The sequence below is a fragment of the Saccharothrix carnea genome (genome assembly GCF_003014735.1).
In the GTDB taxonomy this organism is placed as follows: Bacteria; Actinomycetota; Actinomycetes; order Mycobacteriales; family Pseudonocardiaceae; genus Actinosynnema; species Actinosynnema carneum.
This window is the reverse complement of sequence record NZ_PYAX01000001.1, coordinates 143,296-168,394: the sequence shown is the minus strand read 5'-3', so window position 1 is coordinate 168,394 and position 25,099 is coordinate 143,296. Positions and strand designations below refer to the sequence as shown.

Annotated in this window: 20 protein-coding genes and 1 pseudogene; 11 read left to right on the top strand and 10 right to left on the bottom strand. The window is 71.2% G+C overall.

Translation table 11 applies throughout. The features are described 5' to 3' along the window. Window positions 1-237: 237 nt before the first annotated feature. The 4 genes from gltB (at window position 238) to B0I31_RS00755 (ending at window position 7,930) form a co-directional block, all read left to right on the top strand. Window positions 238-4,776 (top strand): glutamate synthase large subunit, encoded by a 4,539-nt coding sequence (gltB, locus tag B0I31_RS00770; protein ID WP_106613351.1) that lies wholly within the window; start codon window positions 238-240, stop codon window positions 4,774-4,776. Further along, complete coding sequence (locus B0I31_RS00765; RefSeq protein ID WP_106613350.1) at window positions 4,769-6,274, top strand: glutamate synthase subunit beta; 1,506 nt, start codon at window positions 4,769-4,771, stop codon at window positions 6,272-6,274. Before gltB ends, B0I31_RS00765 begins: the two co-directional genes overlap by 8 nt. 239 nt (window positions 6,275-6,513) lie before the next feature. Next, window positions 6,514-7,482, top strand: coding sequence for a trypsin-like serine protease (locus B0I31_RS00760; RefSeq protein WP_181319929.1), 969 nt, complete (start codon window positions 6,514-6,516; stop codon window positions 7,480-7,482). 82 nt (window positions 7,483-7,564) lie between these two features. Beyond that, window positions 7,565-7,930, top strand: a complete 366-nt coding sequence (locus B0I31_RS00755; protein WP_181319928.1) for a carboxypeptidase-like regulatory domain-containing protein — start codon at window positions 7,565-7,567, stop codon at window positions 7,928-7,930. A gap of 54 nt (window positions 7,931-7,984) precedes the next feature. Here the strand turns inward: B0I31_RS00755 and B0I31_RS00750 are convergent, their stop codons facing one another. After that, on the bottom strand, window positions 7,985-9,949 hold the full coding sequence (locus B0I31_RS00750; protein ID WP_106613347.1) for a helicase-associated domain-containing protein: 1,965 nt from the start codon (window positions 9,947-9,949) through the stop codon (window positions 7,985-7,987). 93 nt (window positions 9,950-10,042) lie between these two features. On the opposite strand from B0I31_RS00750, the gene B0I31_RS00745 reads away from it, so the two are divergent. Then, a complete protein-coding gene (locus tag B0I31_RS00745; RefSeq protein WP_106613952.1) occupies window positions 10,043-10,699 on the top strand; it encodes a DUF2461 domain-containing protein in 657 nt (218 codons plus the stop codon). A 444-nt stretch (window positions 10,700-11,143) separates the two neighbouring features. Here B0I31_RS00745 and B0I31_RS00740 read toward each other — a convergent pair whose 3' ends face one another. After that, window positions 11,144-11,494, bottom strand: coding sequence for a VanZ family protein (locus tag B0I31_RS00740; RefSeq protein ID WP_106613346.1), 351 nt, complete (start codon window positions 11,492-11,494; stop codon window positions 11,144-11,146). Window positions 11,495-11,576: 82 nt separating this feature from the next. Here B0I31_RS00740 and pyk point away from each other — a divergent pair, with 82 nt between their 5' ends. From pyk to B0I31_RS00725, 3 genes are read left to right on the top strand one after another with little or no spacing between them, the layout of a single operon-like run. After that, window positions 11,577-13,001: a pyruvate kinase gene (gene pyk, locus B0I31_RS00735; protein ID WP_106613345.1), complete on the top strand. Its 1,425-nt coding sequence runs from the start codon at window positions 11,577-11,579 to the stop codon at window positions 12,999-13,001. An 8-nt stretch (window positions 13,002-13,009) separates the two neighbouring features. Further along, a complete protein-coding gene (gene tesB, locus B0I31_RS00730) occupies window positions 13,010-13,933 on the top strand; it encodes an acyl-CoA thioesterase II (protein ID WP_181319927.1) in 924 nt (307 codons plus the stop codon). Between the two features lie 53 nt (window positions 13,934-13,986). Then, window positions 13,987-14,547, top strand: coding sequence for a Uma2 family endonuclease (locus B0I31_RS00725; RefSeq protein ID WP_106613344.1), 561 nt, complete (start codon window positions 13,987-13,989; stop codon window positions 14,545-14,547). 15 nt (window positions 14,548-14,562) lie between these two features. On the opposite strand, the pseudogene B0I31_RS42865 reads toward B0I31_RS00725, so the two are convergent. Then, window positions 14,563-14,637, bottom strand: a pseudogene (locus tag B0I31_RS42865) (VOC family protein); the annotation flags it as partial. A 130-nt stretch (window positions 14,638-14,767) separates the two neighbouring features. Between B0I31_RS42865 and B0I31_RS00715 the strand changes: the two are divergent. Next, on the top strand, window positions 14,768-15,328 hold the full coding sequence (locus B0I31_RS00715; RefSeq protein ID WP_146173699.1) for a Uma2 family endonuclease: 561 nt from the start codon (window positions 14,768-14,770) through the stop codon (window positions 15,326-15,328). Window positions 15,329-15,348: 20 nt separating this feature from the next. Here B0I31_RS00715 and B0I31_RS00710 read toward each other — a convergent pair whose 3' ends face one another. The 4 genes from B0I31_RS00710 to B0I31_RS00695 are packed head-to-tail and all read right to left on the bottom strand — an operon-like array spanning window position 15,349 to window position 17,985. Further along, a complete protein-coding gene (locus B0I31_RS00710) occupies window positions 15,349-15,738 on the bottom strand; it encodes a VOC family protein (protein ID WP_106613342.1) in 390 nt (129 codons plus the stop codon). After that, on the bottom strand, window positions 15,735-16,031 hold the full coding sequence (locus B0I31_RS00705; RefSeq protein WP_106613950.1) for an ArsR/SmtB family transcription factor: 297 nt from the start codon (window positions 16,029-16,031) through the stop codon (window positions 15,735-15,737). The genes B0I31_RS00710 and B0I31_RS00705 overlap by 4 nt, the downstream gene beginning before the upstream one ends. A gap of 32 nt (window positions 16,032-16,063) precedes the next feature. Further along, window positions 16,064-17,452 carry a pyridoxal phosphate-dependent decarboxylase family protein gene (locus B0I31_RS00700; RefSeq protein ID WP_106613341.1) on the bottom strand — a complete coding sequence of 463 codons (1,389 nt, stop codon included), beginning with the start codon at window positions 17,450-17,452 and terminating at the stop codon, window positions 16,064-16,066. Between the two features lie 26 nt (window positions 17,453-17,478). Further along, the gene (locus tag B0I31_RS00695) at window positions 17,479-17,985 is read right to left on the bottom strand and encodes an Lrp/AsnC family transcriptional regulator (protein ID WP_106613340.1); all 507 of its coding nucleotides are present in this window, start codon (window positions 17,983-17,985) and stop codon (window positions 17,479-17,481) included. 41 nt (window positions 17,986-18,026) lie between these two features. Here B0I31_RS00695 and B0I31_RS00690 point away from each other — a divergent pair, with 41 nt between their 5' ends. Next, window positions 18,027-18,647, top strand: coding sequence for a LysE family translocator (locus tag B0I31_RS00690; protein ID WP_245949567.1), 621 nt, complete (start codon window positions 18,027-18,029; stop codon window positions 18,645-18,647). Window positions 18,648-18,715: 68 nt separating this feature from the next. After that, entirely contained in the window at window positions 18,716-20,488 is a 1,773-nt protein-coding gene (locus tag B0I31_RS00685) for a sigma-70 family RNA polymerase sigma factor (RefSeq protein ID WP_106613339.1), read from the top strand. Between the two features lie 85 nt (window positions 20,489-20,573). Here the strand turns inward: B0I31_RS00685 and B0I31_RS00680 are convergent, their stop codons facing one another. The 3 genes from B0I31_RS00680 to B0I31_RS00670 form a co-directional block, all read right to left on the bottom strand. Then, window positions 20,574-21,956: a hypothetical protein gene (locus B0I31_RS00680; protein WP_219910566.1), complete on the bottom strand. Its 1,383-nt coding sequence runs from the start codon at window positions 21,954-21,956 to the stop codon at window positions 20,574-20,576. Between the two features lie 76 nt (window positions 21,957-22,032). Continuing rightward, complete coding sequence (locus B0I31_RS00675; protein ID WP_106613338.1) at window positions 22,033-23,910, bottom strand: ricin-type beta-trefoil lectin domain protein; 1,878 nt, start codon at window positions 23,908-23,910, stop codon at window positions 22,033-22,035. Between the two features lie 163 nt (window positions 23,911-24,073). Further along, a complete protein-coding gene (locus tag B0I31_RS00670) occupies window positions 24,074-25,081 on the bottom strand; it encodes a LacI family DNA-binding transcriptional regulator (protein WP_106613337.1) in 1,008 nt (335 codons plus the stop codon). Window positions 25,082-25,099: the final 18 nt, after the last annotated feature.

Genomic DNA, 25,099 nt, shown 5'->3' with positions numbered 1-25,099 from the left:
CGGCCCTCCGTTATGCTTACCAACGCGTAAACAAACCGGCCCTGGTATCGCTCGAACGGGCCGAATCGTTACGCGTCGCCGGCCAAGATCACCCGAAGGATGGTGTGGTTCGGTTTCGCGACTGTTAAAGTCGCGTCAACACGCGGGCCATCGTCGTCCCGTGCCCAGCACCCGGATTCCAGGACCTGGACACGAGGACTCGTTCTTTCACCAAGGACGACGAAGGAGGTCTGCGCAGTGATCTTCTCCGCCATCCCGTCCCCGCAGGGGCTCTACGACCCCGCCGCGGAACGTGACGCTTGCGGTGTGGCGATGGTCGCCGACATCAAGGGCCGGCGCTCGCACGACATCGTCGTCGACGCGCTCACCGCGCTGGCCAACCTGGAGCACCGAGGCGCCGCGGGTGCCGAGCCGACCAGCGGCGACGGCGCCGGGATCCTGCTGCAGCTGCCCGACGCGTTCCTGCGCGACGTGCTGGACTTCGAGCTGCCGGAGCCGGGCGCGTACGCGGCGGGCATCGCGTTCCTGCCCGCCGACGAGGAGCCGCGCGCGAAGGCCGTCGAGCTGGCCGAGCGGATCGCCGCCGAGGAGGGCCTGCAGGTCCTGGGCTGGCGCGACGTGCCCACGGCGCCCGACCACGCCGGTGTCGGCCCGACCGCCCGGTCGGTGATGCCGCACTTCGCGATGCTGCTGGTCCGCAGCGAGACCGGACGGCGTGACGTCGAGCTGGACCGCCTCACGTTCGCCCTGCGCAAGCGGGTCGAGCACGAGAGCACGGCGGCCGACGTCGGCACGTACTTCCCGTCGCTGTCGTCGCGGACGATCGTCTACAAGGGCATGCTGACCACGGGCCAGCTGCCCGCGTTCTTCCCCGACCTGCGCGACGAGCGGCTGGCCAGCGCGATCGCCCTGGTCCACTCCCGCTTCTCCACCAACACGTTCCCGTCGTGGCCGCTGGCGCACCCGTTCCGGTACGTCGCCCACAACGGTGAGATCAACACGGTCCGCGGCAACCGCAACCGGATGCGGGCCCGTGAGGCGCTGCTCGCGTCCGACCTGATCCCGGGCGACCTGACCAGGCTGTTCCCGATCTGCCACCCCGAGGGCTCGGACTCGGCGAGCTTCGACGAGGTGCTGGAGCTGCTGCACCTGGGCGGCCGGAGCCTGCCGCACGCGGTGCTGATGATGATCCCGGAGGCGTGGGAGAACCACACCTCGATGGACCCGAAGCGGCGCGCGTTCTACGAGTTCCACGCGAGCCTGATGGAGCCGTGGGACGGCCCGGCGTGCGTCACGTTCACCGACGGGTCGCTGGTCGGCGCGGTGCTGGACCGCAACGGCCTGCGCCCGGCCCGCTGGTGGCAGACCGCGGACGGCCGCGTGGTGCTGGCCTCGGAGACCGGTGTGCTGGACGTGCCCGCGGACCAGGTCGTGGCCAAGGGCCGCCTGCAGCCCGGCAAGATGTTCCTGGTCGACACGGTCGAGGGCCGTCTGGTCGACGACGACGAGGTCAAGGTGGAGCTCGCCGACGAGCTGCCCTACGACGAGTGGCTGCACGCGGGCCTGCTGGAGCTGGCCGACCTGGCCGACCGCGAGCACGTGGTGCAGAGCCACGAGTCCGTGGTGCGCCGCCAGCTCACGTTCGGCTACACCGAGGAAGAGCTGCGGATCCTGCTCGCCCCGATGTCCACCACGGGCGCCGAGCCGCTGGGCTCGATGGGCACGGACACGCCGGTCGCGGCGCTCTCGCAGCGCTCCCGGCTGCTCTACGACTACTTCGTGCAGAACTTCGCCCAGGTCACGAACCCGCCGCTGGACGCGATCCGCGAGGAGATCGTCACCAGCGTGTCCCGGGTGATGGGCCCGGAGCAGAACCTGCTCGAGCCGGGCCCGGTCAGCTGCCGGCACATCAAGCTGACCTACCCGGTGATCGACAACGACGAGCTGGCCAAGCTCATCCACATCAACGACGACGGCGACCTGCCGGGCTTCGCCTGCACCGTCCTGTCCGGACTGTACGAAGTGGACGGTGGCGGCGCGGCGCTGGCGGCGGCGGTCGAGCGGGTGCGCCGGGAGGCGTCCGAGGCGATTGCGAACGGCGCCCGCACGCTCGTGCTGTCCGACCGCGACTCCGACCACCGGATGGCGCCGATCCCGTCGCTGCTGCTGGTCTCCGCGGTGCACCACCACCTGGTGCGCACCAAGGAGCGGCTGCGCGTGGCTCTGGTCGTGGAGACCGGTGACGCCCGCGAGGTGCACCACATCGCCGCGCTGCTGAGCTACGGCGCCGCCGCGGTGAACCCGTACCTGGCGTTCGAGACGATCGAGGACATGATCGCCCAGGGCGCGATCACCGGCATCGAACCGCGCAAGGCGATCCGCAACTACGTGACGGCCCTGGTCAAGGGCACGTTGAAGATCATGTCGAAGATGGGCATCTCGACCGTCGGCGCGTACACGGCGGCGCAGGTGTTCGAGGCAGTCGGCCTGTCCTCCGAACTGCTGGGCGAGTACTTCACCGGCACGGTGTCCAAGCTCGGTGGCGCGGACCTGGACGTGCTGGCGGAGGAGGTGGCGCTGCGGCACCGCCGCGCCCACCCGGACAACCCGACCGACCGGGTGCACCGCAGGCTCGAGGTGGGCGGCGAGTACGCCTACCGCCGCGAGGGCGAGCTGCACCTGTTCACGCCGGAGACGGTGTTCCTGCTCCAGCACGCCACCAAGACGGGCAAGCAGGACGTGTACCGGCGCTACACCGAAGAGGTGGAGCGGCTGTCCCGGCAGGGCGGCACGCTGCGCGGCCTGTTCTCGTTCGCCGCCGAGGGCCGCACGCCGATCCCGATCGACGAGGTCGAGCCGGTGTCCTCGATCGTCAAGCGGTTCAACACCGGCGCCATGTCCTACGGGTCGATCTCGGCGGAGGCGCACGAGACGCTGGCCATCGCGATGAACCGGCTCGGCGGCCGGTCCAACAGCGGCGAGGGCGGCGAGGACCCGGAGCGCCTGTACGACCCGGAGCGGCGCAGCGCGGTCAAGCAGGTCGCGTCCGGCCGGTTCGGCGTCACGTCCGAGTACCTGGTCAACGCCAGCGACATCCAGATCAAGATGGCGCAGGGCGCGAAGCCCGGCGAGGGCGGCCAGCTGCCCGGCTACAAGGTGTACCCGTGGATCGCGCGGACCCGGCACTCCACGCCGGGCGTGGGCCTGATCTCCCCGCCGCCGCACCACGACATCTACTCGATCGAGGACCTGGCGCAGCTGATCCACGACCTGAAGAACGCCAACGAGCAGGCCCGCGTGCACGTGAAGCTGGTCAGCGAGGTCGGCGTCGGCACGGTCGCGGCGGGCGTGGCGAAGGCGCACGCGGACGTGGTGCTGATCTCCGGCCACGACGGCGGCACCGGCGCGTCCCCGCTGAACTCGCTCAAGCACGCGGGCACGCCGTGGGAGATCGGCCTCGCCGAGACCCAGCAGACGTTGCTGCTCAACGGTTTGCGCGACCGGATCACGGTGCAGGTCGACGGCGCCATGCGCACCGGCCGCGACGTGGTGGTGGCCGCGCTGCTGGGCGCGGAGGAGTTCGGCTTCGCGACCGCGCCGCTGATCGTCGAGGGCTGCGTGATGATGCGGGTCTGCCACCTGGACACCTGTCCGGTCGGCATCGCCACGCAGAACCCCGAGCTGCGCAAGCGCTTCACCGGCCAGGCCGACCACGTGGTCAACTTCTTCCACTTCGTGGCGCAGGAAGTCCGGGAACTGCTGGCGTCACTGGGTTTCCGCACCATCGACGAGGCCGTGGGCCACGCCGAGCTGCTCAAGACCGACGAGGCGATCGAGCACTGGAAGGCGGCCGGGCTCGACCTGACGCCGGTGTTCGAGGTGCCCGAGACGCCCTACCGCACGGCCAAGCGCAAGGTCCGCGACCAGGACCACGGCTTGGCCCAGGCGTTGGACCGCACGCTGCTCCAGCTCGCCGACGCGGCGCTCAACGACGCCCGCCCGGTGCGGCTGGAACTGCCGCTGCGCAACGTCAACCGCACCGTCGGCACGCTGCTCGGCGCGGAGGTCACCCGCCGGTTCGGCGGCGACGGGCTGCCCGACGACACGATCCACGTGACGTTCACCGGCTCGGCAGGCCAGTCGCTGGGCGCGTTCATCCCCCGTGGCATCACGCTGGAGATGATCGGCGACGCCAACGACTACGTCGGCAAGGGCCTGTCCGGCGGCCGGATCGTGGTGCGGCCGCACCCGGACGCGCCGTTCGCGGCCGAGCAGCAGGTCATCGCGGGCAACGTGATCGGCTACGGCGCCACGTCCGGCGAGATCTTCCTGCGCGGACGGGTCGGCGAGCGGTTCTGCGTGCGCAACTCGGGCGCGCTGGCCGTGGCCGAGGGCGTGGGCGACCACGCGTTCGAGTACATGACCGGCGGCCGGGCCGTGGTGCTCGGGCCGACCGGCCGCAACCTGGCCGCGGGCATGTCCGGCGGCATCGCGTACGTGCTGGAACTCGACCCGGCCGCGGTCAACACCGCCATGGTCGAGCTCCAGCGGCCCGGCGCCGAAGACCTGCGCTGGCTGCGCGAAGTGGTGGAACGCCACCACCAGCTCACCGGATCGGCGGTGGCCGCCTCGCTGCTCGGCGACTGGCCCCGGCGTTCCGCGTCGTTCACCAAGGTCATGCCCGGTGACTACCAGCGCGTGCTCGAAGCGATGAGGCTCGCCCGCGCGGAAGGCAGGGACGTCGACCAGGCGATCATGGAGGCCTCCCGTGGCTGACCCGTACGGTTTCCTCAAGCACTCCCGCTCCGAGCCGAAGAAGCGGCCCGCCGCCGAGCGGCTCAGCGACTGGAACGAGGTGTACCTCGACGTCCCCGCCGAGCGGCGGGACGCGGAGGTGCGCACGCAGGCCACGCGGTGCATGGACTGCGGCATCCCGTTCTGCCACTCCGGGTCGGCCGGGTGCCCGCTGGGCAACCTGATCCCCGAGTGGAACGACCTGGTGCGCCGCGGCGACTGGGAGACCGCGTCCGACCGGCTGCACGCGACGAACAACTTCCCCGAGTTCACCGGCCGGCTGTGCCCCGCGCCGTGCGAGGCGGCGTGCGTGCTGTCGATCAGCCACGACGCGGGCGGCCCGGTCGCGATCAAGCGGGTCGAGCAGGCCATCGCCGACGTGTCGTGGGAACAGGGGCTCGTGCCGCCCGTGCAGTCGCACGTGTCGTCGGGTCGTCGGGTGGCGGTCGTCGGTTCCGGCCCGGCCGGGCTCGCGGCGGCGCAGCAGCTCACCCGGGCGGGGCACGAGGTCACCGTGTTCGAGCGCGACGACCGGCTCGGCGGGCTGCTCCGCTACGGCATCCCCGAGTTCAAGATGGAGAAGAAGGTCCTCGACCGGCGGCTCGCGCAGCTGCGCAAGGAGGGCACGAAGTTCGTCACCGGCTGCGAGGTCGGCGTCGACCTCACCGTCGAGGAGCTGCGGTCGCAGTTCGACGCGGTGGTGCTCGCGGTCGGTGCCCTGCGGGGCCGTGACGACACGACCACGCCGGGGCGTTCGCTGGAGGGCATCCACCTGGCGATGGAGCACCTCGTGCCCGCGAACCGGACGTGCGAGGGCGACGGGCCGGCGGCGATCGACGCGGCGGGCAAGCACGTCGTGATCATCGGCGGCGGCGACACCGGTGCCGACTGCTACGGCACGGCGTCCCGCCAGGGCGCGGCATCGGTGCTGCAGCTGGACCAGTACCCGATGCCACCGTCCACTCGGGACGACGCCCGCTCGCCGTGGCCGACGTGGCCGTACATCCTGCGCACCTACCCCGCGCACGAGGAGGCGGGGGAGCGGAAGTTCGCCGTCGCGGTGGAGGAGTTCGTCGGCGACGAGGACGGGCACGTGCGCCACATCCAGCTGCGCAAGGTGCGGGTGGAGAAGGACGCCTCCGGTCGGCGCCAGGTCGTGCCGACGTCCGAGGAGGTCGAGGTGCTGCCGGCGGACCTGGTGCTGCTGGCCATCGGCTTCGAGGGCGTCGAGCACATGCCGCTGCTGGACGGGCTCGGCATCCAGCTCACCTCGCGCGGCACGATCTCGTGCGGCTCGGACTGGCAGACCCAGTCGCCCGGCGTGTTCGTCTGCGGTGACGCCCACCGCGGCGCGTCCCTGGTCGTCTGGGCGATCGCCGAGGGCCGCTCGGTGGCCAACGCCGTGGACCGCTACCTGACCGGCTCGTCGGACCTGCCGTCCCCGGTGATCCCCAACATGCTCCCGCTGGCTGTCGTGTAACCCCTCAGACCGCCGTTTCGCTGGATACCCGGCCGCCCCGACAACGACGTCGGGGCGGCCTCTTATTTCCACGTCACGTGTCCTGAGCTGGACTTTTGTGCGTCCGTTGGATGGTGCGGAATGGGCTGTCACGTCCATTCGAGTCGGCAAGTGGCTCAAGTTTTACCTATTCCGTACCAAATCATGAATTCGTGCGACTTCACCCGTCGAGGGCTTTTCCTCCGACGAAGGGTGCACGGGTGAACATTCAGAGATCGTCGAGGCGGGTCGGCGTGGCGCTGGCGAGCGCGTTGCTGGCCACGATCGGCCTCGTCTCCACCGCGTCCGCGGGCACGCCGAAGGGCGTGGAACTCGCCGCGAGCGACACCGGGGGCGTGACCCTGTCGGCCGCACCGTCGCACCGGCTGCGCGGGGTGTCCGGCTACGAGGGCGCGGGTGCGCCCTCCGACGTGACCGCGTACGGCGCGCAGCGCGTGCCGTCCGGCCACCGGATCACGGGCTACTCGTCGCCGACCGGCGACGACCTCGGCGTCCAGTCGATCATCGGCGCCGACAACCGGGTGCGGGTCAACCCGACCACGAGCTTCCCGGCCAGCGCCACGGTGCTGATCACGCGCACCGTCAGCGGCGTCGAGCGGCTGCACTGCACCGGCTGGATGTTCGGCGCGAGCCTCGTGCTGACCGCCGGCCACTGCGTCTACAACCAGAGCACCGGCTGGTACACCGGCCAGCTCAAGTTCTACCCCGGCGCGAACGGGACCACCTACCCGTACGGCTCCTGCACCGCGGCGACCCTGCGGTCCAACACCGGCTGGACCACCGACGGCAACCCCGACGCCGACTACGGCGGCGCGTCCCTGAACTGCTCCATCGGCAACACCACCGGCTGGTACGGCGCCTACTGGACCACCGCGTCCCTCAACGGCACGTCCACCACCATCCAGGGCTACCCCGGCGACAAGGCCCAGCAGCAGTGGACCCACACCGACCAGGTGCGGGAGAGCGGTTCGCTGCGCCTGTACTACGACAACGACACCGTTGGCGGCAACAGCGGCAGCTCCGTGCACACCGTCCGGGCGTCCGGGTCGACCGGCTGCGCGGGCCATTGCTCGCTGGCGTTCCACGCCTACGGCGTCGGCTCCAACGGCCACAACAGCGGGCCGCGCATCACCGAGAGCCGGTTCAACCTGGTCATCGGCTGGCGCTGACCCGATCCGGTGAGGTTCGTCGGCGCGCGGCAACCGGGAACGCCGTCCGCTCCGTCCCAGCGGTGACCGAGAGGAGCGAATCGTGAGACGCGCACACCTCGCGCTGCTGATCGGCGTGCTGGCGCTCGCGGCGTGCGGCGGGGAGACCCCGACGTCCGACGCCGACACCCCACCGCCCACCACCGCGCAGGCCACCGTCACCGGGGTGGTGACGGACTCCGCCGGCCTGCCGGTGTCCGACGTGCTCGTGCAGCCGAGGTCGCTGGACACCCCGCCCCACCCGGTGCCGGAACTGGCGGTGCTGTCCGACCAGGAGGGCCGCTACACCTGGCACCTGACCCCGGGCCACTACGAGTTCTCCGCGACCAAGGACGACCGCACCGGGCCACCGTCCGAGGTGACCACCGAAGCAGGCAGGACCGACACCCTCGACCTCCGCCTGCCCTGACGCGCGTGGCCCCGACCCGAGGACCCGGGATCGGGGCCACCTGCCGTTACGTGCTCAGACGCCGGTCACCGCGCGCACCGAGCGGATCCGGCTGACCAGGAACTCGCGGTGCTCACCGCGCGGGGCGCAGTTGGCCTTCAGGTTGCCCGCCGCGTGGTCCACCGGCGTGATCACGTGCTTCACCGTGCTGCGCGGGCCGTTCGCCACGGCGATCTCCACCGACGTGCGGCTCACCAACGCGTCCGCCAGCAGCACGACCTCCGAATCGCGCAGCACCAGCGACTGGTCGCGCAGCAGCCGCGCCGTGCCGATCCGCTGCGACTCCGCGGGCGGCAGCACGAACTTCGGCCTCGGCCGCTCCCGCTCCACCAGCGCCGCCGCCAGCTTCGCCAGCTCCTGCTCGGTCAACGGCGCCCGCCACCCGCCGGTCGCCCGCCGGGGCACGGGCGGCTCGACCCGACGCCGCGGCACCCGTTCCACCACCGCCGTGCCGTCCACCGCCGACGTCGTCGGCGCGTAACCCGCCGCCCGCAGCAGCGCCAACGTCTCCGTGGCGGGCTTCGCCGACGCCAGCACGGTCGGCGCCAGCGGCTGCAGCGACAGCTGCGCCAACGACCGGTGCCCGGCGATCTCGCTCAGCAGCACCGGGTCCTCCGTCCGCACGCAGCACGCCACCGGCGTCACCGTGATCCGGCCGTGCTGCCGCGCCACCTCCCGCACGAGGTGCGTCAACGTCGGCGGCACACCGTGCTCGGCCACCGACGCCAACCGCGCCAGCAACGCGTCCGGCTCGTGCCCCGCGTCCAACGCCCGCCGCACGCTCGCACCGCTGAACCGCCACCCGCCCGCCGCGCCGTCCGCCGCCAGGTCCAGCACCGCGCTCAGCTCTTGAGACGGCAGCCCGGCCACCACGGCGGTCAGGTCCGGCCGCAGGTGCGCGGTCTTCGCCGCGGGCGGCACGAACCGGCCCGCCACCTCCGCCACCCCGTCCACCTCATCGCCGGCGAGCACCGCGCGGCCCAACGCCGTCGCCGCGCCCAACGCCACCAGCCCCACCGACTCGGCCTCCACCAGCGCCGCCTCGGTCGCCGCACGCCCGTGCACGGCCGGCCGCGTCCACACCAGATCCGACACCACCTCGTGCCGGTGCTCGAACGCCTCGTCCTCGCCGAGCCCCGAGTACCGCTCCAACAGGCCGCGCCTGGTCCGCTCGCCGGCGTCCGACGAGGACGGTTCCGCCGACGCGGGCCGCTGCTTGCCCGGCGTCCACGTCATCCGCGGCCACGCCCGCACCAACGCCGTCAACCGGTCCGCGGGCGACGCCGCGCGCCACGGGTCCGCCGCGACCGTCGGGACCAGCCTGCCGTCGTCCACCGCGAGCAACCGCGCCTCCACGGCCAACCCCACCCACAACCGCGTCCGGCTCTCGTCCGCGCGCAGCAGGCCCGCGAGCCGCCGCAGCTCGCGCAACCCCACGCCACCGCGGCACACCACCAGCTCGACGTCGCACAGGTCGACCAGCCGCGTCACACCGTCCACAGTGGAGGTCGCGGGCGTGATCGCGGCCCGGTCCGCGAAACCCCGGTTCTGCGGTGTGCGGCGCGGCGTGCGGGGCGCGGGCGTGATCCGGCGCGGCGGCTCGTCCTCCAGCAGCCGCAACCCCGGCGAGCCGACCAGTTTTTCTCCCTCCGGCCACACGAGCGCCCTCGCGCGCAGCTGCGCCAACGTCCGCCTCAGCTCGGCCCGCGACGCCTTCCCGTTGCAGCGCAACCGTTCCGCCACCACCTCCACCTCGGCCTCGTCGCCCAATCGCACCACGGTGTCCAGCACGTCCCGGCAAGCCTGGTCGAGCCCGTCGACCGCCGCGCGCAGCGACGCCGTCGTGGTCAACTCGTCCGCCAGCGCCCGCAGCGAGTGGGGTCGGTGATCGGCGGCGTCCTTGCGCAGCGCCAAGATGTCCCGGATCTCCCCCGCGTCGAGCTCGCGCAGCCAACCGGCCAGCGCCGTTTTCCTACCCACCCGGCCGATTATGCACAGCACGTGACCGTTCGGTCATGCGTTGCGATAGAGCGAGTGAATGAGCCACGAATGGACGAACGTAAGCTGGGTGCCGTGGAATTCACCGGCTTCGGCGAACACGCCATCGACTTCTACGACGGACTCGTCGCCGACAACTCCAAGGCGTACTGGGACGACAACAAGCACGTCTACCTGCGGGATGTGCGTGCGCCGATGGAGGCGTTGCTCGCGGCGCTGGAGCCCGAGTTCGGCAAGGGAAAGGTCTTTCGGCCCTATCGCGACGTGCGGTTCAGCAAGGACAAGACGCCGTACAAAGACCACTGCGGCGGCGTGGTCGAACTCGGCCGCGGTGGCGGTGCGCACTACGTGCAGATCGGACCCGAGGGCCTGTTGGTGGCGGGTGGGTCGTTCGCCATGGCTCCCGACCAGCTCGCGCGCTACCGCGAGTCCGTCGCCGACGACGTGCGCGGCCGTGCGCTGGAGAAGGTGCTCGCCAAGCTCGCCAAGTCCGGCTGGGAGCTGCGCGGCGACAAGCTCAAACGCGCCCCGCGCGGCCTCGACCCCGAGCACCCGCGGATCGAGCTGCTCAAGCACAAGCGCGTGTACGTGGCCAAGGTCTGGCCGCCCGACGACGTCCTGCACGAGCCGCACTGCCTGAAACGCGTCCGCGACGCCTGGCGCCAAGCAACCCCACTGGTCAACTGGTGCGCCGACCACATCGGCCTGACCGAACTGGGCTTCCGCCGCTGACGACGCCGGCGGCGCTGACGCGCCCAGCCGCCCGGAGTGGGTCGGCGGGCCAGTACGCGGGCTCGGCTGCGCTGACAGGCCTGGCTGGAGGGCTGGGGCAGCTTGGCGGGCCGGGGCAGGCTGCCGGGCTCGGCCGGCTGGGCTGAGCCGGTGGGTTGGGCGGGCCGGGCTGTGGCGGGCCTGGGCGGCTGGGTCGGGCAGGCAGGCTGGCAGGGCCGTGCGGGCTGGCAGGGTGGGTTGGCGCGGTGGCCGGGCGGACTGCGCGGTGGGCCAGGGCTGGCCGGGCTGGGCTCTGGCCGGGCCGGGCTGGTTGGGCTGGGCCTGGCCTGGCCGGACTGGTTGGGGGCTCAGAGGGCCGGGCCGGTGGGTTGGGCGAGCGGGCTGGTGGGCCGGGCAGACCGGCTGCCGGCTACGCAGGCGTCAACCCTCAGGGGACCCCCGGTTTTATTCTCCCAGAGGGGTACGACGTTTTCGGGTGGCCGAGCGGGCCAGGAGGTAGGCGAAGCCGATGCCGGCGACGTCCACCAGGGCGTCCAGGACGTCGCCGCCGCGGTTCAGGGCGGTGATGAGCCACTGCAACGCTTCCGAGACCGCGGCGTAACCGAAGAGGCAGGCGGCCAGCGGCCACGTCGGCAGGCGCGCGTAGCGGCCGGTGCCCATGAGCAGCGCAAACAGCACGAAGTGCACGACCTTGTCGGTGCCCGGCGGAGCCGTGGGCACACCTGACGCCGGGGTGAACAGCACGATGACGCTGAGCAACACCGCGACCACGAACGGAAGGATTCTGGGGCCCACGGTGCGGATTCTGCCTGTTTCGCCGAGATTACTTCCCGGTACATCCTGATCGGTCCAGTGACAGGGACTACTCTGACTAGACGTGAGTCGACGCGCGAAGATCGTCTGTACGATGGGTCCTGCCACCGCGACCGAGGACAAGGTCAACGAGCTGGTGGCGGCCGGTATGGACGTTGCCCGGATGAACTTCAGTCACGGCAGCCATGCCGACCACAAGCAGGTCTACGACCTCGTCCGCAACGCGGCCGATGCGTCGGGCCGGGCGGTCGGCATCCTGGCCGACCTCCAGGGACCGAAGATCCGCCTCGGCCGGTTCGCCCACGGCCCCGTCGAGTGGCGCACCGGTGACATCGTCCGGGTGACCGTCGAAGACGTCGAAGGCACCCACGACCGCGTTTCCACCACCTACAAGCAGCTCGCGCAGGACGCGAAGGTCGGCGACCGGCTGCTGGTGGACGACGGCAAGGTGGGCCTGACCGTCACCGAGGTCGACGGCCCCGACGTGGTCTGCGAGGTCACCGAAGGCGGCCCCGTCAGCAACAACAAGGGCCTGTCGCTGCCCGGCATGGACGTGTCCGTGCCCGCCCTGTCCGAGAAGGACATCGAAGACCTGGAGTTCGCCCTCAACCTGGGCGTGGACTTCATCGCCCTGTCGTTCGTGCGCTCGCCCGCGGACATCGACCTGGTCCACCAGGTCATGGACCGCGTGGGCCACGGCCGCAAGCCGGTGATCGCCAAGATCGAGAAGCCGGAGGCGGTCGACAACCTCGAGGCGATCGTGCTCGCCTTCGACGGCGTCATGGTCGCCCGCGGTGACCTGGGCGTCGAGCTGCCGCTGGAGCACGTGCCGCTGGTGCAGAAGCGGGCCATCCAGATCGCCCGCGAGAACGCCAAGCCGGTCATCGTGGCCACCCAGATGCTCGACTCGATGATCACCAACTCCCGGCCGACCCGCGCCGAGACCTCGGACGTCGCCAACGCCGTGCTCGACGGCGCCGACGCGCTGATGCTGTCCGGCGAGACGTCGGTCGGCCGCTACGCCATCGAGTCGGTCAAGACCATGGGCCGCATCATCGAGGCCGTCGAGACCGAGTCCACCGTGGTGCCGCCGCTGACGCACGTCCCGCGCACCAAGCGCGGCGTGATCTCGTACGCGGCGCGCGACATCGGCGAGCGGCTGAACGCGAAGGCGCTGGTCGCGTTCACCCAGTCCGGTGACACCGTGCGGCGGCTGGCCCGCCTGCACACCCCGCTGCCGCTGCTGGCGTTCACGCCGGAGCCCAGCGTGCGCAGTCAGCTTTCTCTCACCTGGGGCACGGAGACGTTCCTCGTGCCTAAGGTGGACTCGACGGACGAGATGGTCCGCCAGGTGGACCTGTCGATGATCGACATCGGCCGGTACCAGCCCGGTGACCTCGTCGTGGTCGTGGCGGGCTCGCCGCCTGGCACGATCGGCTCGACGAACCTCATCCGGGTGCACCGCCTGGGGGAGGACGACCACGCTTAGGAGATGACGTGACCGAGGCTGCCCGCGCCGCGGCGACCGCCGAGTTCTCGGACGTTCCCCTGGACGCCGACGGTGTGCCGCACGGGCAGCCCGTGCTCGACCGCCTCGTGGCGCTGCTCGACCTGGAGCGCATCGAGGAGAACATCTTCCGCGGGGTGTCGCCCGCCGAGTCGCCCGTGCGGGTGTTCGGCGGGCAGGTCGCCGGCCAGGCCCTGGTCGCCGCCGGCCGCACCGTGCCGCCCGAGCGCCGGGTGCACTCGCTGCACTCGTACTTCATCCGCGGCGGCGACCCGACCGTGCCGATCGTGTACGAGGTCGACCGGATCCGGGACGGGCGCTCGTTCACCACCCGGCGCGTGGTCGCCGTCCAGCACGGCAAGGCGATCTTCGCGCTGTCGGCGTCGTTCCAGCTGGACGAGCCGGGCCTGGACCACCAGGAGCCGATGCCGACCGTGCCGGAGCCGACCTCGCTGCCCACCTACGCCGAGTCGGCGGCCGGGTACCTGGAGAAGATCGGCATGGCGCGGCTGCCGAGGCCGATCGACATCCGGTACGTGACCGAGCCGCCGTGGCGCGCGCGGGAGGACGGGCCGGGCGAGGCGCGCAGCCAGGTGTGGATGCGGGCGGACGGCAAGCTGCCGGACGACGACCTGCTGCACGTGTGCGTGCTGGCTTACGCGTCGGACATGACCCTGCTCGACTCCGTCCTCGTGCGCCACGGGGTGTACTGGGGCACGGACAAGGTCCTGGGCGCGAGCCTGGACCACGCCATGTGGTTCCACCGCCGGTTCCGCGCCGACGAGTGGTTCCTGTACGACTGCGCCTCGCCGTCGGCCTCCGGTGCCCGCGGCCTGGCCACCGGCCGCTTCTACAGCCACGACGGCCAGTTGGTGGCTACCGTGGTGCAGGAGGGCCTGCTTCGGGTCCTGTAGTCGACCAGCTACGCTGCGCAGTCGATGGAGTGCGTCATGGGAGGTGGGCCGCGATGAGCGCAATGCCCTGGCCTGACCACTTGCTCACCTTGGAGGAGTGGGACGCGCTTCCGGAAGACGAGTCGTACCACATCGAGCTGGTCGAAGGGATCCTGCTCGTGGCCCCGAAACCGGCACCCAAGCACCAGGTGGCCATGAAACGGCTGGGCACCTGGCTGGACGAACAACTGCCGCGGGACGTCGTGGCCGTCCCGGATGTGGATGTCCTGGTCAAGCCGGTGGCTCCGATCACCATGCGCGCACCGGACATGGTCATCGTCCCCCACGAGCGCTTCTTGGAGTACCCGAAGCGCTTCAACCCGGACGACGTCCTGCTGGCAGTCGAGATCGTATCGCCGGGCACCGGCGGCACGGACCGCGTGATGAAGCCCGCCGAGTACGCTGCGGCCGGCATCCCGCACTACTGGCTCGTGGAGATCGACGACCCGGTGACGCTCACCGCCTTCACCCTGGTCGACGGCTACTACGAGCGCGTAGGCGGTGGCACCGGGAAGGTGGAGATCCCCAACCCCTTCCCGGTGGTGTTCGAGTTGGACGAACTGCTGAGCCGCTGAACGGTCAGCGCGTGGCTACTTCACGGTGGCGAGCTGGATCAGGTTTCCGCAGGTGTCGTCGAGGACGGCGGTGACGACCGGGCCCAGGTCGGCGGCCGGGTACCTGCTTCTACAGCCACGACGGCCAGTTGGTGGCTACCGTGGTGCAGGAGGGCCTGCTTCGGGTCCTGTAGTCGACCAGCTACGCTGCGCAGTCGATGGAGCAAGAGAGGTGGCCGCGATGAGCACCATGCCCTGGCCTGACCACTTGTTCACGCTTGAGGAGTGGGACGCGCTTCCGGAGGACAAGTCGCGCCACTTCGAGCTGGTCGAAGGAGTCTTGCTGGTGGCCCCAAGGCCGGCACCGAAGCACCAAGTGGCGATGGCGAACCTCCGTAGCTGCCTGAAAGAGCAATTGCCTGCGGGGATGGTGGCGGTCCAGGACGTCGATGTCGTGATAGACCCGGGGCCTCCGCTCTCACTGCGCGCACCCGATGTCGTGGTGGTGCCGGCCGAGCGCTACTGGGAGCAGCCGAGTCGGTTCAACCCCGATGACCTGCGATTGGCAGTGGAGATCGTGTCGCCGGGAACGGGCCGGACAGACCGCGTCTTCAAGCCGATCGAGTACGCCAAGGTCGGTATCCCGCACTACTGGGTGGTGGAACTGGACGAGCCGGCCACGCTCATCGCGTTCAGCCTGGTCGCCGGCAGGTACAAGCAGATCGCCCAGGGCACCGGGAAGGTCGAGGTTCCCGAACCTTTCCCGGTTACCGTGGACCTCGCCACGCTGATCAACCCCTGAGCCGCAGCGCCTCCCGGTGGCTACTTCACGGTGGCGAGCTGGATCAGGTTTCCGCAGGTGTCGTCGAGGACGGCGGTGACGACCGGGCCCAGGTCGGTGGCCTCCTGGGTGAACTCGACGCCGAGGCCCTTGAGCCGCTCGACCTCCGCGTAGACGTCGTCCACGGCGAACTGGGTGAACGGGATGCCGTCGCCGACCAGGGCCTTCTTGAACGGGCCCGCAGCGGGGTGGCCGTCCGGCTCCAGCAGCAGTTCGACGCCGTCCGGGTCGGCGGGGGAGACCACGGTGAGCCAGCGGGCGTCGCCTGCCGGGACGTCGGTCTTCTTGATGAACCCCAGCTTCTCGGTGTAGAAGGCCAGCGCCTTGGCCTGGTCGTCGACGAGCACGCTGGTGATGTTGATGCGGATCACGGGTTCGGTTCCTCTCGGTCGATGGGCCACCGCTCCACGATCGAGCGCAACGGGCTCGTGTCGAGGTGGTGGAACTTGTACCGGCCCTGCCGCCGGGTGCGCACCAGACCGGCCTGTTCGAGCACCGCGAGGTGCTGCGAGATGGCCTGGCGGCTCGAGGCCAGGCCGTGCTTCATCGTCAGCCGGCCGCAGATCTCGAACAGCGTCTGACCGTCCCTTTCGGTCAGTTCGTCCAGGATGGTGCGTCGCGTCGCGTCGCCGATCGCCTTGAACAGGTCGGGGTCTGCGTCCACCACCCAGTTATAGGCAAGTGGCGACTTGCCTGTCAAGCCGGGAGGCCGGTCAGGGTGTCCCAGAGCGCGCGGACGTGGTGCTCCCTGGTCGCCTCCGCGCCGATCGCCACCCGGATGGCGAACCTGCCGTCGACCACGGTGTGGGTGACGAAAGCGTCGCCCGTCGCGTTGACGTGGTCCATCGCAGCTCTGGTGGCCTCGTCGCCGGCGCGGTGGGCGATGGTGACCAGGGACAGGGTGCGCGGCACGACCAGCTCCCAGTCCTCGGACGCCCCGACCCAAGATTCGAGCAGCCGCGCCAGTTCCACGTGCCCGCGCAGGTGTTCGCGCACGCCCTCCAGCCCGTACCAGCGCAGCACCGACCACAGCTTCAACGCCCGGAACCGGCGGCCCAGCGGGATCTGCCAGTCGCGGTAGTCCACGACGGCGCCCGACTCGGTCGCCGTGTTCCGCAGGTACTCCGGCAGGATCGTGAGCGCGTCCACCAGCACGTCCGGGTGCGCCGTCCAGAACAACGACAGGTCGAACGCCGTCAGCATCCACTTGTGCGCGTTCGCGGTGAACGAGTCGGCCGTCTCCACGCCGTCGAACAAGCCGCGGAACTCCGGGCACAGCGCCGCCGGGCCCGCCCACGCCGCGTCCACGTGCAGCCAGATCCCGTGCTCGGCGCACAGCGCGGCGATCTCGCGCACCGGGTCCACCGCGCCCGTGCCCGTGGTGCCGACGGTCGCGCACACCATGATCGGCCGCCGCCCGGCCTCCACATCGGACCTGATCCGGGACGTCAGGTCGTCGACCCGCATCGCCAACCGCGAGTCCACCCCGATCGCCCGCACGGCCTGCTCGCCCAGCCCCGCCATCCGCGCCGCCCGTTCGAGCGACGAGTGGGTCTGGGACGACACGTACACCGTCTCCGTGCCGTCCACGCCGGACTGCCGCCACTTCCCGCCCGACGCCCGGTGCAGGGCGGCGAGCACCGCGACCAGCGCGGCGGACGAAGCGGTGTCCTGGATGACCCCACCGCCGAGGAACGACGACGGCAGGCCGAACGCGCCCACCAGCTCGTCCATCAGGTGCTGCTCGACCTCGGTGGCGGCGGGCGAGGTGGACCACAACATGCCCTGCACGCCCAGCCCCGACGACAGCAGGTCGCCGAGCACGGACGGCAGCGAGGCGTTGGACGGGAAGTACGCGAAGAAGCCGGGGTGCTGCCAGTGCGTGGTACCCGGCAGCACGACCCGGTCCAGGTCCGCGAGCAGGCCGTCGAAGCCCTCACCCCGCTCGGGCAGCCCGGCGAGCTGCCCCCGCACCCACCCGGGCTCGACCGGTGACCTGACCGGGAAGTCCTCGACGCGCGAGCGGTAGTCGGCGATCCAGTCGATCACCTCGTGGCCGATCCGGCGGAACTCGTCAGGGTCCATGACGAAAACCTACCTGCCGGGGATTCCTAGACGCGGCGCCTGCGGTGGGTGGGGCGCTGGTCGTCGGGCGGGGTGAGGGCCCGCGTCTCGACCCGTTCCAGCACCACCGAGCTGGTCAGGTTCCGCACCTCCGTGCGCGAGGCGATCTTGTCCATCAGGAACGCCTGCAGGTGCGTGCTGTCGGCCACCGCGATGTGCACCAGGAAGTCCGCCTGCCCGCTGACGTGGAACAGCGATCGCGTCTCAGGCTGAGCCATCACGAACCGCCGGAACGCCGCCACCACGGGCCTGGTGTGCGGCCGCACGTTCACCGACACCACGGCCTCCAGCGGCAGCCCGGTGGTCCGCGGGTCGACCACGGCGTGGAAGCCGGTGATCACGCCCAGCTCGCGCAACCGGCGCACGCGTTGCAGGCACGTCGACGGCGCGATGCCCACCAGCTCGGCCAGGCTCCGGTTCGGCAGCGTCGCGTCGTTCTGCAACGCCTCCAGGATCAGCCAGTCGACCGAATCCAGTTCGGCTGTGTCGCTCACAACCGAACACTGTAATCGTCGGGTGGAATACACCCGAACGAGTGACCGAGGATGCGGCCGTGCACATCGCCTGGACCTCGTTCCTGCTCGCCCTCGTCGTCATCACCGTCGTGCCCGGCCCGGACTTCGTGCTGATCACCGGCAACGCCGTGCGCGGGGTGCGGTACGGCGCGCTGACCGCGGCGGGCGTGGTGACCGGGCTGCTGGTGCACGCCCTGCTGGCCACGGTGGGGCTGTCCGCGCTGGTCGCGGCGGCACCGGCGGCGTTGCTGGCGGTCAAGGCGGTCGGCGCGCTGTACCTGGCGTACCTGGGCATCGCCACGCTGCGGGCGGCACGGCGCGGTGGGCCGATCAGGCAGGCGCCGAAGTCGGACCGGTCGCTGTTCCTGCGCGGCGTGCTGTGCGACCTGCTCAACCCGAAGGTGATGCTGACGTTCCTCAGCCTGGTCCCGCAGGCCATGGACCCGGCGGCACCGCCGCTGCCGCAGGCCGCGCTGCTCTCCGCCGTCGCGGTGGGCGTGTTCGCGTGCTTCTGGGCCGTGGTGGTGCCGTTGGCCGGCCGGCTCTCGGCGCTGCTCACCCGGCCCAAGGTGCGGCCGGTGTTCGAGCGGCTGTGCGGCACGGCGCTGATCGGCATGGCGGCGTCGGTGCTCGCCGCGTGATTGTCGTTATCGTGGCGCGTCCGCGGAGTCTCCGGTGAGGTAAGCCCGACTCGGCCGAGAGGAACGGTATGCGCACACCAGGGGACGCCGCGGCGGTGACGGCCGCGCAGCGGGGCGAGCCCGGCGCGTTGGACGCGCTGGTGGCCGCCTACCTGCCGCTGGTCTACAACGTGGTGGGTCACGCGTTGGCGGGCCACCCGGACACCGACGACGTCGTGCAGGAGACCATGCTCCGCGCGTTGAACGGCCTGCCGAAGCTGCGGGAGCCCGAGGCGTTCCGGTCGTGGCTGCTGGCCATCGCGCTCAACCAGGTGCGCGACCACCACCGGACCAGGCTGCCGCTCGCCGACGCCGAACCGGCCGACGTCGCCGACCCGGGCGCGGACTTCGCCGACCTGGCCATCACCCGGCTCCAGCTCACCGGCCAGCGCCGCGAGGTGCTGGCGGCGACCCGGTGGATCGGTGACGACGAGCGCGAGCTGCTGTCGCTGTGGTGGCTGGAGCAGGTCGGCCGGATCACCCGGGCCGAGCTCGCCGAGGCCTTGGACCTGACGCCGCAGCACGCGGCCGTGCGGGTGCAGCGGATGAAGGCCCAGCTCGACGGGGCCCGGGTGGTCGTCCGGGTGCTGGCCCTGCCGCGGTGCGGCGCGCTGGCCGACGTGCTCGCCGGCTGGGACGGGCAGCCGAACGCGTTGTGGCGCAAGCGGATCGTGCGGCACGCGCGGGAGTGCGGCCGGTGTGCCCGCGGGTTCGACGACCTGGCCGCGGTGGACGGCCTGCTGGCCCGGATCCCGCTCGTGCCGCTGCCCGCCGGGTTCGACCTCGGCGCGGAGCCCGTGGTCGCGGTGGTGAAGAAGGGCTTCTGGGCGCACGCGGCCACCAAGCCGCTGATCGCGGCGGCGGCCGTGGCGGCGGTGGCGGGTGCGGTCGTGCTGCTGCCCGGTGAGCGGACGCCGACACCGACGCCGATGGCCGCCCCCGTCGCCGCCACGACCACGCGGCTGCCCTCGACCGTGCCGTCCACCACCGCCACCACCACGACAACGACGACCACAACGACAACGACGACGACACCGGCCGCAGCGGCACCGGTCGTGCAGCCCGTCGCCAAGTCGGTCAAGAAGGGCGTCAGCACCTGGCACTTCGACGGCGTGACGCGGGCGTTGTCCGACGTCGGTGCCGGCTGGTTCTACAACTGGGCTCCCACCAGGGAGAACGTGCAGCCGCCGGCCGGCGTGGAGTACGTGCCGATGATCTGGGGCGCGAAGACGGTGACCCCGGCGAACCTCCAAGCGGTCAAGGCGCAGGGCACCACGCTGCTCGGCTTCAACGAACCGGACCTCGCCAAGCAGTCGAACCTGACCGTGGAGCAGGCGCTGGACCTGTGGCCTCAGCTCCAGGCCACGGGGATGCGCCTGGGCAGCCCCGCCGTGGCCCACAGCGGCGACAAGCCGGGCGGCTGGCTCGACCGGTTCATGGCCGGTGCCCGCGAGCGCGGCCTGCGGGTCGACTTCATCACGCTGCACTGGTACGGCTCTGACTTCGGCCCGGCCGCTGTCGGCCACCTGAAGAACTACCTCGATGCCGTGCGCGCCCGCTACGGCCTGCCGATCTGGCTCACCGAGTACTCGCTGATGGACTTCTCCGGCGGCGGTGTGCGCTACCCGGACGCGCAGCAGTTGGCCGACTTCGCCGGTGCGTCGTCACGGATGCTCGAAGACCTGCCCTACCTGGAGCGCTACGCGTGGTTCGCGCTCCCCGCCGACAAGCCGGGCACGGGGCTGTACGTGCCCGGAGGGACGCCGAACCGGGCCGGCGAGGCTTATCGCGCGACCGGTTAGGCGAGCGCCCGCGGCCGGTCGTGCGGCGCGGGCGCTCCGCGGTACCGGCCCGCCGCTGGTCGAGCAGCGGCGGGCCGGATACCCCTCAGGCGGCCGGCCGGTCGTCGAACAACGGCTGCCACCGGCCGTCGAAGCCGCCGTTGGCCGCCAGGTGCCAGCCCGGTGGCAGCCAAATGCCCACCTCGTGGCTCGCCCGGTCGTCCATGCCGCCCGAGTGCACGAAGTACTCGTGCTGCCGCCAGTACGCGCCGTGCGAGGCCGGGTCACCGCTCACCGCGCCGCGGCTGCGGCCCGAGCTGTCCAGGCCCGTGCCCGCGAACCCGCCGAAGTCGTCGGACCCGGACGGGGTGTCCTCGTCCAGCTCCGCCGAGTACGCGCCGAAGAACCAGGCCTTGGACAGGTACCCCTCGCGGCCGTCGGTGAGGTCGGAGGCGGCGTCGTCACGGGACTGGTTGTAGAACCGCTGCACGCCCGTCCCGATGCCCAGCGCGGGCGTCTCGAACCGCACGTCCACCACGTCGGTGGCCAGCCAGTGCCGCTGCCACGCCGACTGTGCCCAGTGCGTGGGCACGATGTCGGCCAGGTCCTGCAACTCGTAGGTCAGCCGCTTGACCCGCGGCCACGCCACCTTCGTGCCGTTGTCGACCCGGCTGGCCTGCGCGGACGCGTTGGCGAACGTCAGCGGCACCGCGCCGAGCGCGGCCACCGCCCCCGCCGCGCCCTCCGGCACGAACGCGTAGTGCACGTTGCGCCGGTTGTCCGCGCCGGAGATCCGCACCTCGGCGTTCGCACCGGACGCCATGCGGCCCGAGACGTAGGCCCAGGTGTCGGTGACGAACCGCAGCTCGTGCGCGTGCGGCCCGGCGTCGGGCAGGTCGAAGTCGCTCTCGTCGGCCTGCCACAGCAGCAGGTGCCTGCCGTCGGCGGTCTGGAGGAAGTTGACGTCCGGGTCGTAGGAGCGCCGCATGACGTGGTCCTTGTGGTGGGTCACGGTCGCGTTGCCGAACGACTCGCCCGCGCTGCCCGGCGTGCCGGTCACCCCGCGCACCACGATCTCCACCCGTTCCCAGTCGTGGATCTCGTCGCCGTCCTTGTCGGCCGCGTTGTAGACGTGGTACAGCAGCACCAACGACTTGCTGCCGTTGTCGGTGAACTCCAGCAGCGCGGTGTAGAGGGTGGGCCGGACGCGCCACCGCTCGTAGCCCGCGGTCCCGGCGACGAACTGCGGGACCTGCTTCCAGTTCGCGCGGTTGGAGGCGTAGTTGCCGTCCCGGTCGAAGTCGAAGTTCGCGAGCCAGTCCCGGCCCTGCTTGCCGTCGTTCTCGTCACCCCTTTTGAGGATGACGGGCGCGTAGTAGTTCAGGTACGCCTGCCGTTGCGCGGTGGTCAGCGTCCACGAGGCCTGGGCCGCGGGCGCGGTCAGGCAGGCCGCGAGCACGGCCGCGACGAGCACGAGGAGTCGTGTCATGCCCAGGACTCTCGCGCCGTCGCGGCCGGGTTGTCAGCGGGGTCCCGCCCCGCCGGAGCGGGACCCCGTAGCTCGTTCAGGCGATGGTCCACTTCTGGTTGGCGCCGCCGGTGCAGGTCCAGATCTGCAACCTGGTGCCGTCCGCGCTGGTGTTGCCGGTGACGTCCACGCACTTGCCGGTCGCCGGGTTCACCAGGTCGTTGCCCGAGGTGTGGGTCCACTGCTGGTTCGCGCCGCCCGCGCAGCTCCACAGCTGCAGTTGCGCGCCGTCCGCGGTGCCGCGGTCCTTGATGTCGAGGCACTTGCCCAGCGCGCGCAGCGTGCCGTCACCGGGCCGCGACCACTGCTGCGCCGCGGTGCCGTTGCACGTGTACAGCTGCACCGCCGCGCCGTCCGCGCTGCTCCCGCCCGCCACGTCGACGCACTTGCCCGCCAGGCCGGTGATTGCGCTGCCACCGGTGCCACCGCCGTTGCCGGGCGTGCCCTGCCAGGTGAACGTCGCCGAGGTGCGGGCGGGCAGGGTGTAGGTGAACGACTGGTTGCCCCAGTTGACCCGGATCGACTGGGACGACGTGCCGCCGTTGTGCGCGATCAGGGCCTTGGAGCCGTCCGGGTTGCGGTAGGCCACGTTCTGCACGGTGCCGTTCGCGGTCGAGTCGATCCGGTACGCGCCCGGCTTGACGAACTTCGTCAGGTGACCGGTCGTGTAGTACTCGACGGTGTAGTCGACCTGGCCGGCCCGCGACCCGCCCTCCTGCACGGTGATCAGGCCGGTGCACGTGCCGCAGCCACCGTTGTGCGGGCCCATGTTCTGGTTGAGCGCGAGGCTCCACTTCACCAGGCTGGAGCTCCAGTTGCGGGCGTAGTTGACGATGTCGGCCATGTCCTCGTTGTGCTGGTTCGAGATCCACGTGCCGCCGGAGTGCTCGGTGCTGAACTGCCGCACGTTCGGGTACTGGTTGTGCACCTGGGTGCCGACCGCCGGGTCACCGAAGTAGCCGTGCCACGCGATACCGCCGAACAGGGGGTCGTTGCGCACTCCCGCGTCGTTCAGCACGCCGGAGCCGAAGTTGGCGTAGTCGCCGTAGTTCCAGTCGTGCACCAGCACCTTGGTGTTGATGCCCGCCGCGCGGAACGCCGGGTAGAGGTTGTTCTTGGTGAACTCGACCAGGCCCGCCGGGTTCCAGCTCATGCCGGGGTAGTTCATCGCGGTCGGGTTGGACGCCTGGCAGCAGTTCGGCTCGTTCTGCACGGACACGTAGTCGATCGGGATGCCCGCCGCCTGGTAGCTCTGCACGTACTTGACGAAGTACTGGGCGTACACGGGGGCGTACTCCCACTTGAGCCAGCCCATCTGGTCCATCCGGCCGTTGTCCTTCATCCAGCCCGGCGCGCTCCACGGCACGCCCTTGACCCGCAGCTGCGGGTTGAGCTGCTTGGCCTGCTGCGTCAGCAGCCGCACGTTCGTGTCGTAGCCGTTGGTGCCCCAGTCGTTGAGGTCGCAGCACGTGTCGTCGAGCGAGACGTTGCCGGGCCGGGACAGGTCGGAAGCGCCGATCGGGTTGCGCACGAACGACAGGCCGATGCCGTCGACCGGGTGGAACAGCTTGCGCATCACCGCGTCCCGGGTGGCGGCCGAGACGGGACCGCCGCGCAGCAGGTAGGCGGTGGTGTCGGTGATCGACGCGCCACCGCCCTCGAACTGCTGGTAGGTCGTGCCCTCGTTGACGGTGATGGTGTGGGTCGCGCTGCCGCCGTTCGAGCTGAACGCGATCGACGGCTGCTGCTGGAGACCGCGGGTGACCGTGCGGCCGCCGCTGTCGGAGGTGGTGGTCAGGTGGACGTTGACGGACTCGCCCGCCGCGGCGGCGGGCTGCGAGGCGGCGAGGGCGGCGGCGACCGTGATCAACGTTATGCCGGCGCTGATGAAAGCCCGACGGTGGGAAGAGGGCACCCCGGACTCCTTTCACGACGTTGTGGGCAGGGGTCGGCATCTGAAACAAGGTGGAACATTTGTGGAACTTGTCCGCACCTGAAGGAAACAATGACGCCGAACCCGTGTCAAGGTCGCGGATTTATACCGGTAAAGACCGTGAAAACGAGTGGAACGCGGTGCGTCAGACGCGCGGCGCGGGGCCCGTGGACGCCCTGACCACCAGTTCCGTGGCCAGCTCGACGTGCAGGGCTTCCAGCTCGTGCCGGTCGAGCAGCCGCATCAGCAGGGTCACGGCCATCCGGCCCATCTCCTGCAACGGCTGCCGCACCGTGGTCAGTTCCGGTCGCGTGGCACGGCTGAGGTCGAGGTCGTCGAAACCGGCGATCGACACGTCACCCGGCACGTCGAGGCCCTGTTCCCGGGCCGCCCGCAAGGCGCCGACCGCCATCTTGTCGTTGAACGCGACCAGCGCCGTGGGCCGGTCCGCGAGGCCGAGCAGGTCACGGGCGACGAGGTGGCCGTTCTCCTCGGTCGGCTCGTCCACGTGCCGCAGCAGCTCCGCCGACGGCAGCACGCCCACGTCGGACAACGCCGCCGCGTACCCGGCCAGCCTGCCGTCGCTGACCAGCCAGTCACCGGGGCCGCCGATGATCCCGATCCGCCGGTGGCCCAGCTCCACCAGGTGCGCCATCAGCCGCCGCGCGCCCGCGAAGTGCGCCGCCGACACCGACGCCACGTCGCGCGGCAGCTCGGTGCGCGGGTCGACCACCACGAACGGGAACCGGCGGTCGCGCAGCCGGACCAGCTCCTCGGCGGGCTCCGGCGGCAGGATCAGGATCGCGCCGCCCACGTCCGACCGGCTCGCCAGGCCCGGCAGCACGGTCTCGCGCTGCGCGGACACGCCCGCGCTGAGCAGCACCTGCCGGTGGTGCAGCGCCAACGTCTCGGCGACGCTGGAGACGATCAGCCCGAAGTAGTCGGTGAGCAGGTACGGGCAGCGCACGCAGATCGGGCCCGCGGGCTTCACGCCACGCGCCCTCGGCGCCTCCGCGCCCAACCCGGCGACCGTGCGCAGCACCAGCTCGCGGGTGTGCTCGGCGACGTTGGCCTGCCCGTTGAGCACGCGGGACACCGTGGCGATGGAAAGCCCGGTGGCCCGTGCCACGTCCCGCACCGTCGCCCTGGCCATCCGCGCCCCCCGTTCCAC

What these genes read in the sequence shown, in the direction of transcription:
- B0I31_RS00725 (WP_106613344.1), top strand. Translation starts at nt 13,987, where the DNA reads ATGAGCGCAATGCCCTGGCCTGACCACTTGCTCACCTTGGAGGAGTGG.
- B0I31_RS00715 (WP_146173699.1), top strand. Translation starts at nt 14,768, where the DNA reads ATGAGCACCATGCCCTGGCCTGACCACTTGTTCACGCTTGAGGAGTGG.
- B0I31_RS00700 (WP_106613341.1), bottom strand. Translation starts at nt 17,452, where the DNA reads ATGGACCCTGACGAGTTCCGCCGGATCGGCCACGAGGTGATCGACTGG.
- B0I31_RS00685 (WP_106613339.1), top strand. Translation starts at nt 18,716, where the DNA reads ATGCGCACACCAGGGGACGCCGCGGCGGTGACGGCCGCGCAGCGGGGC.
- B0I31_RS00680 (WP_219910566.1), bottom strand. Translation starts at nt 21,956, where the DNA reads ATGACACGACTCCTCGTGCTCGTCGCGGCCGTGCTCGCGGCCTGCCTG.
- B0I31_RS00670 (WP_106613337.1), bottom strand. Translation starts at nt 25,081, where the DNA reads ATGGCCAGGGCGACGGTGCGGGACGTGGCACGGGCCACCGGGCTTTCC.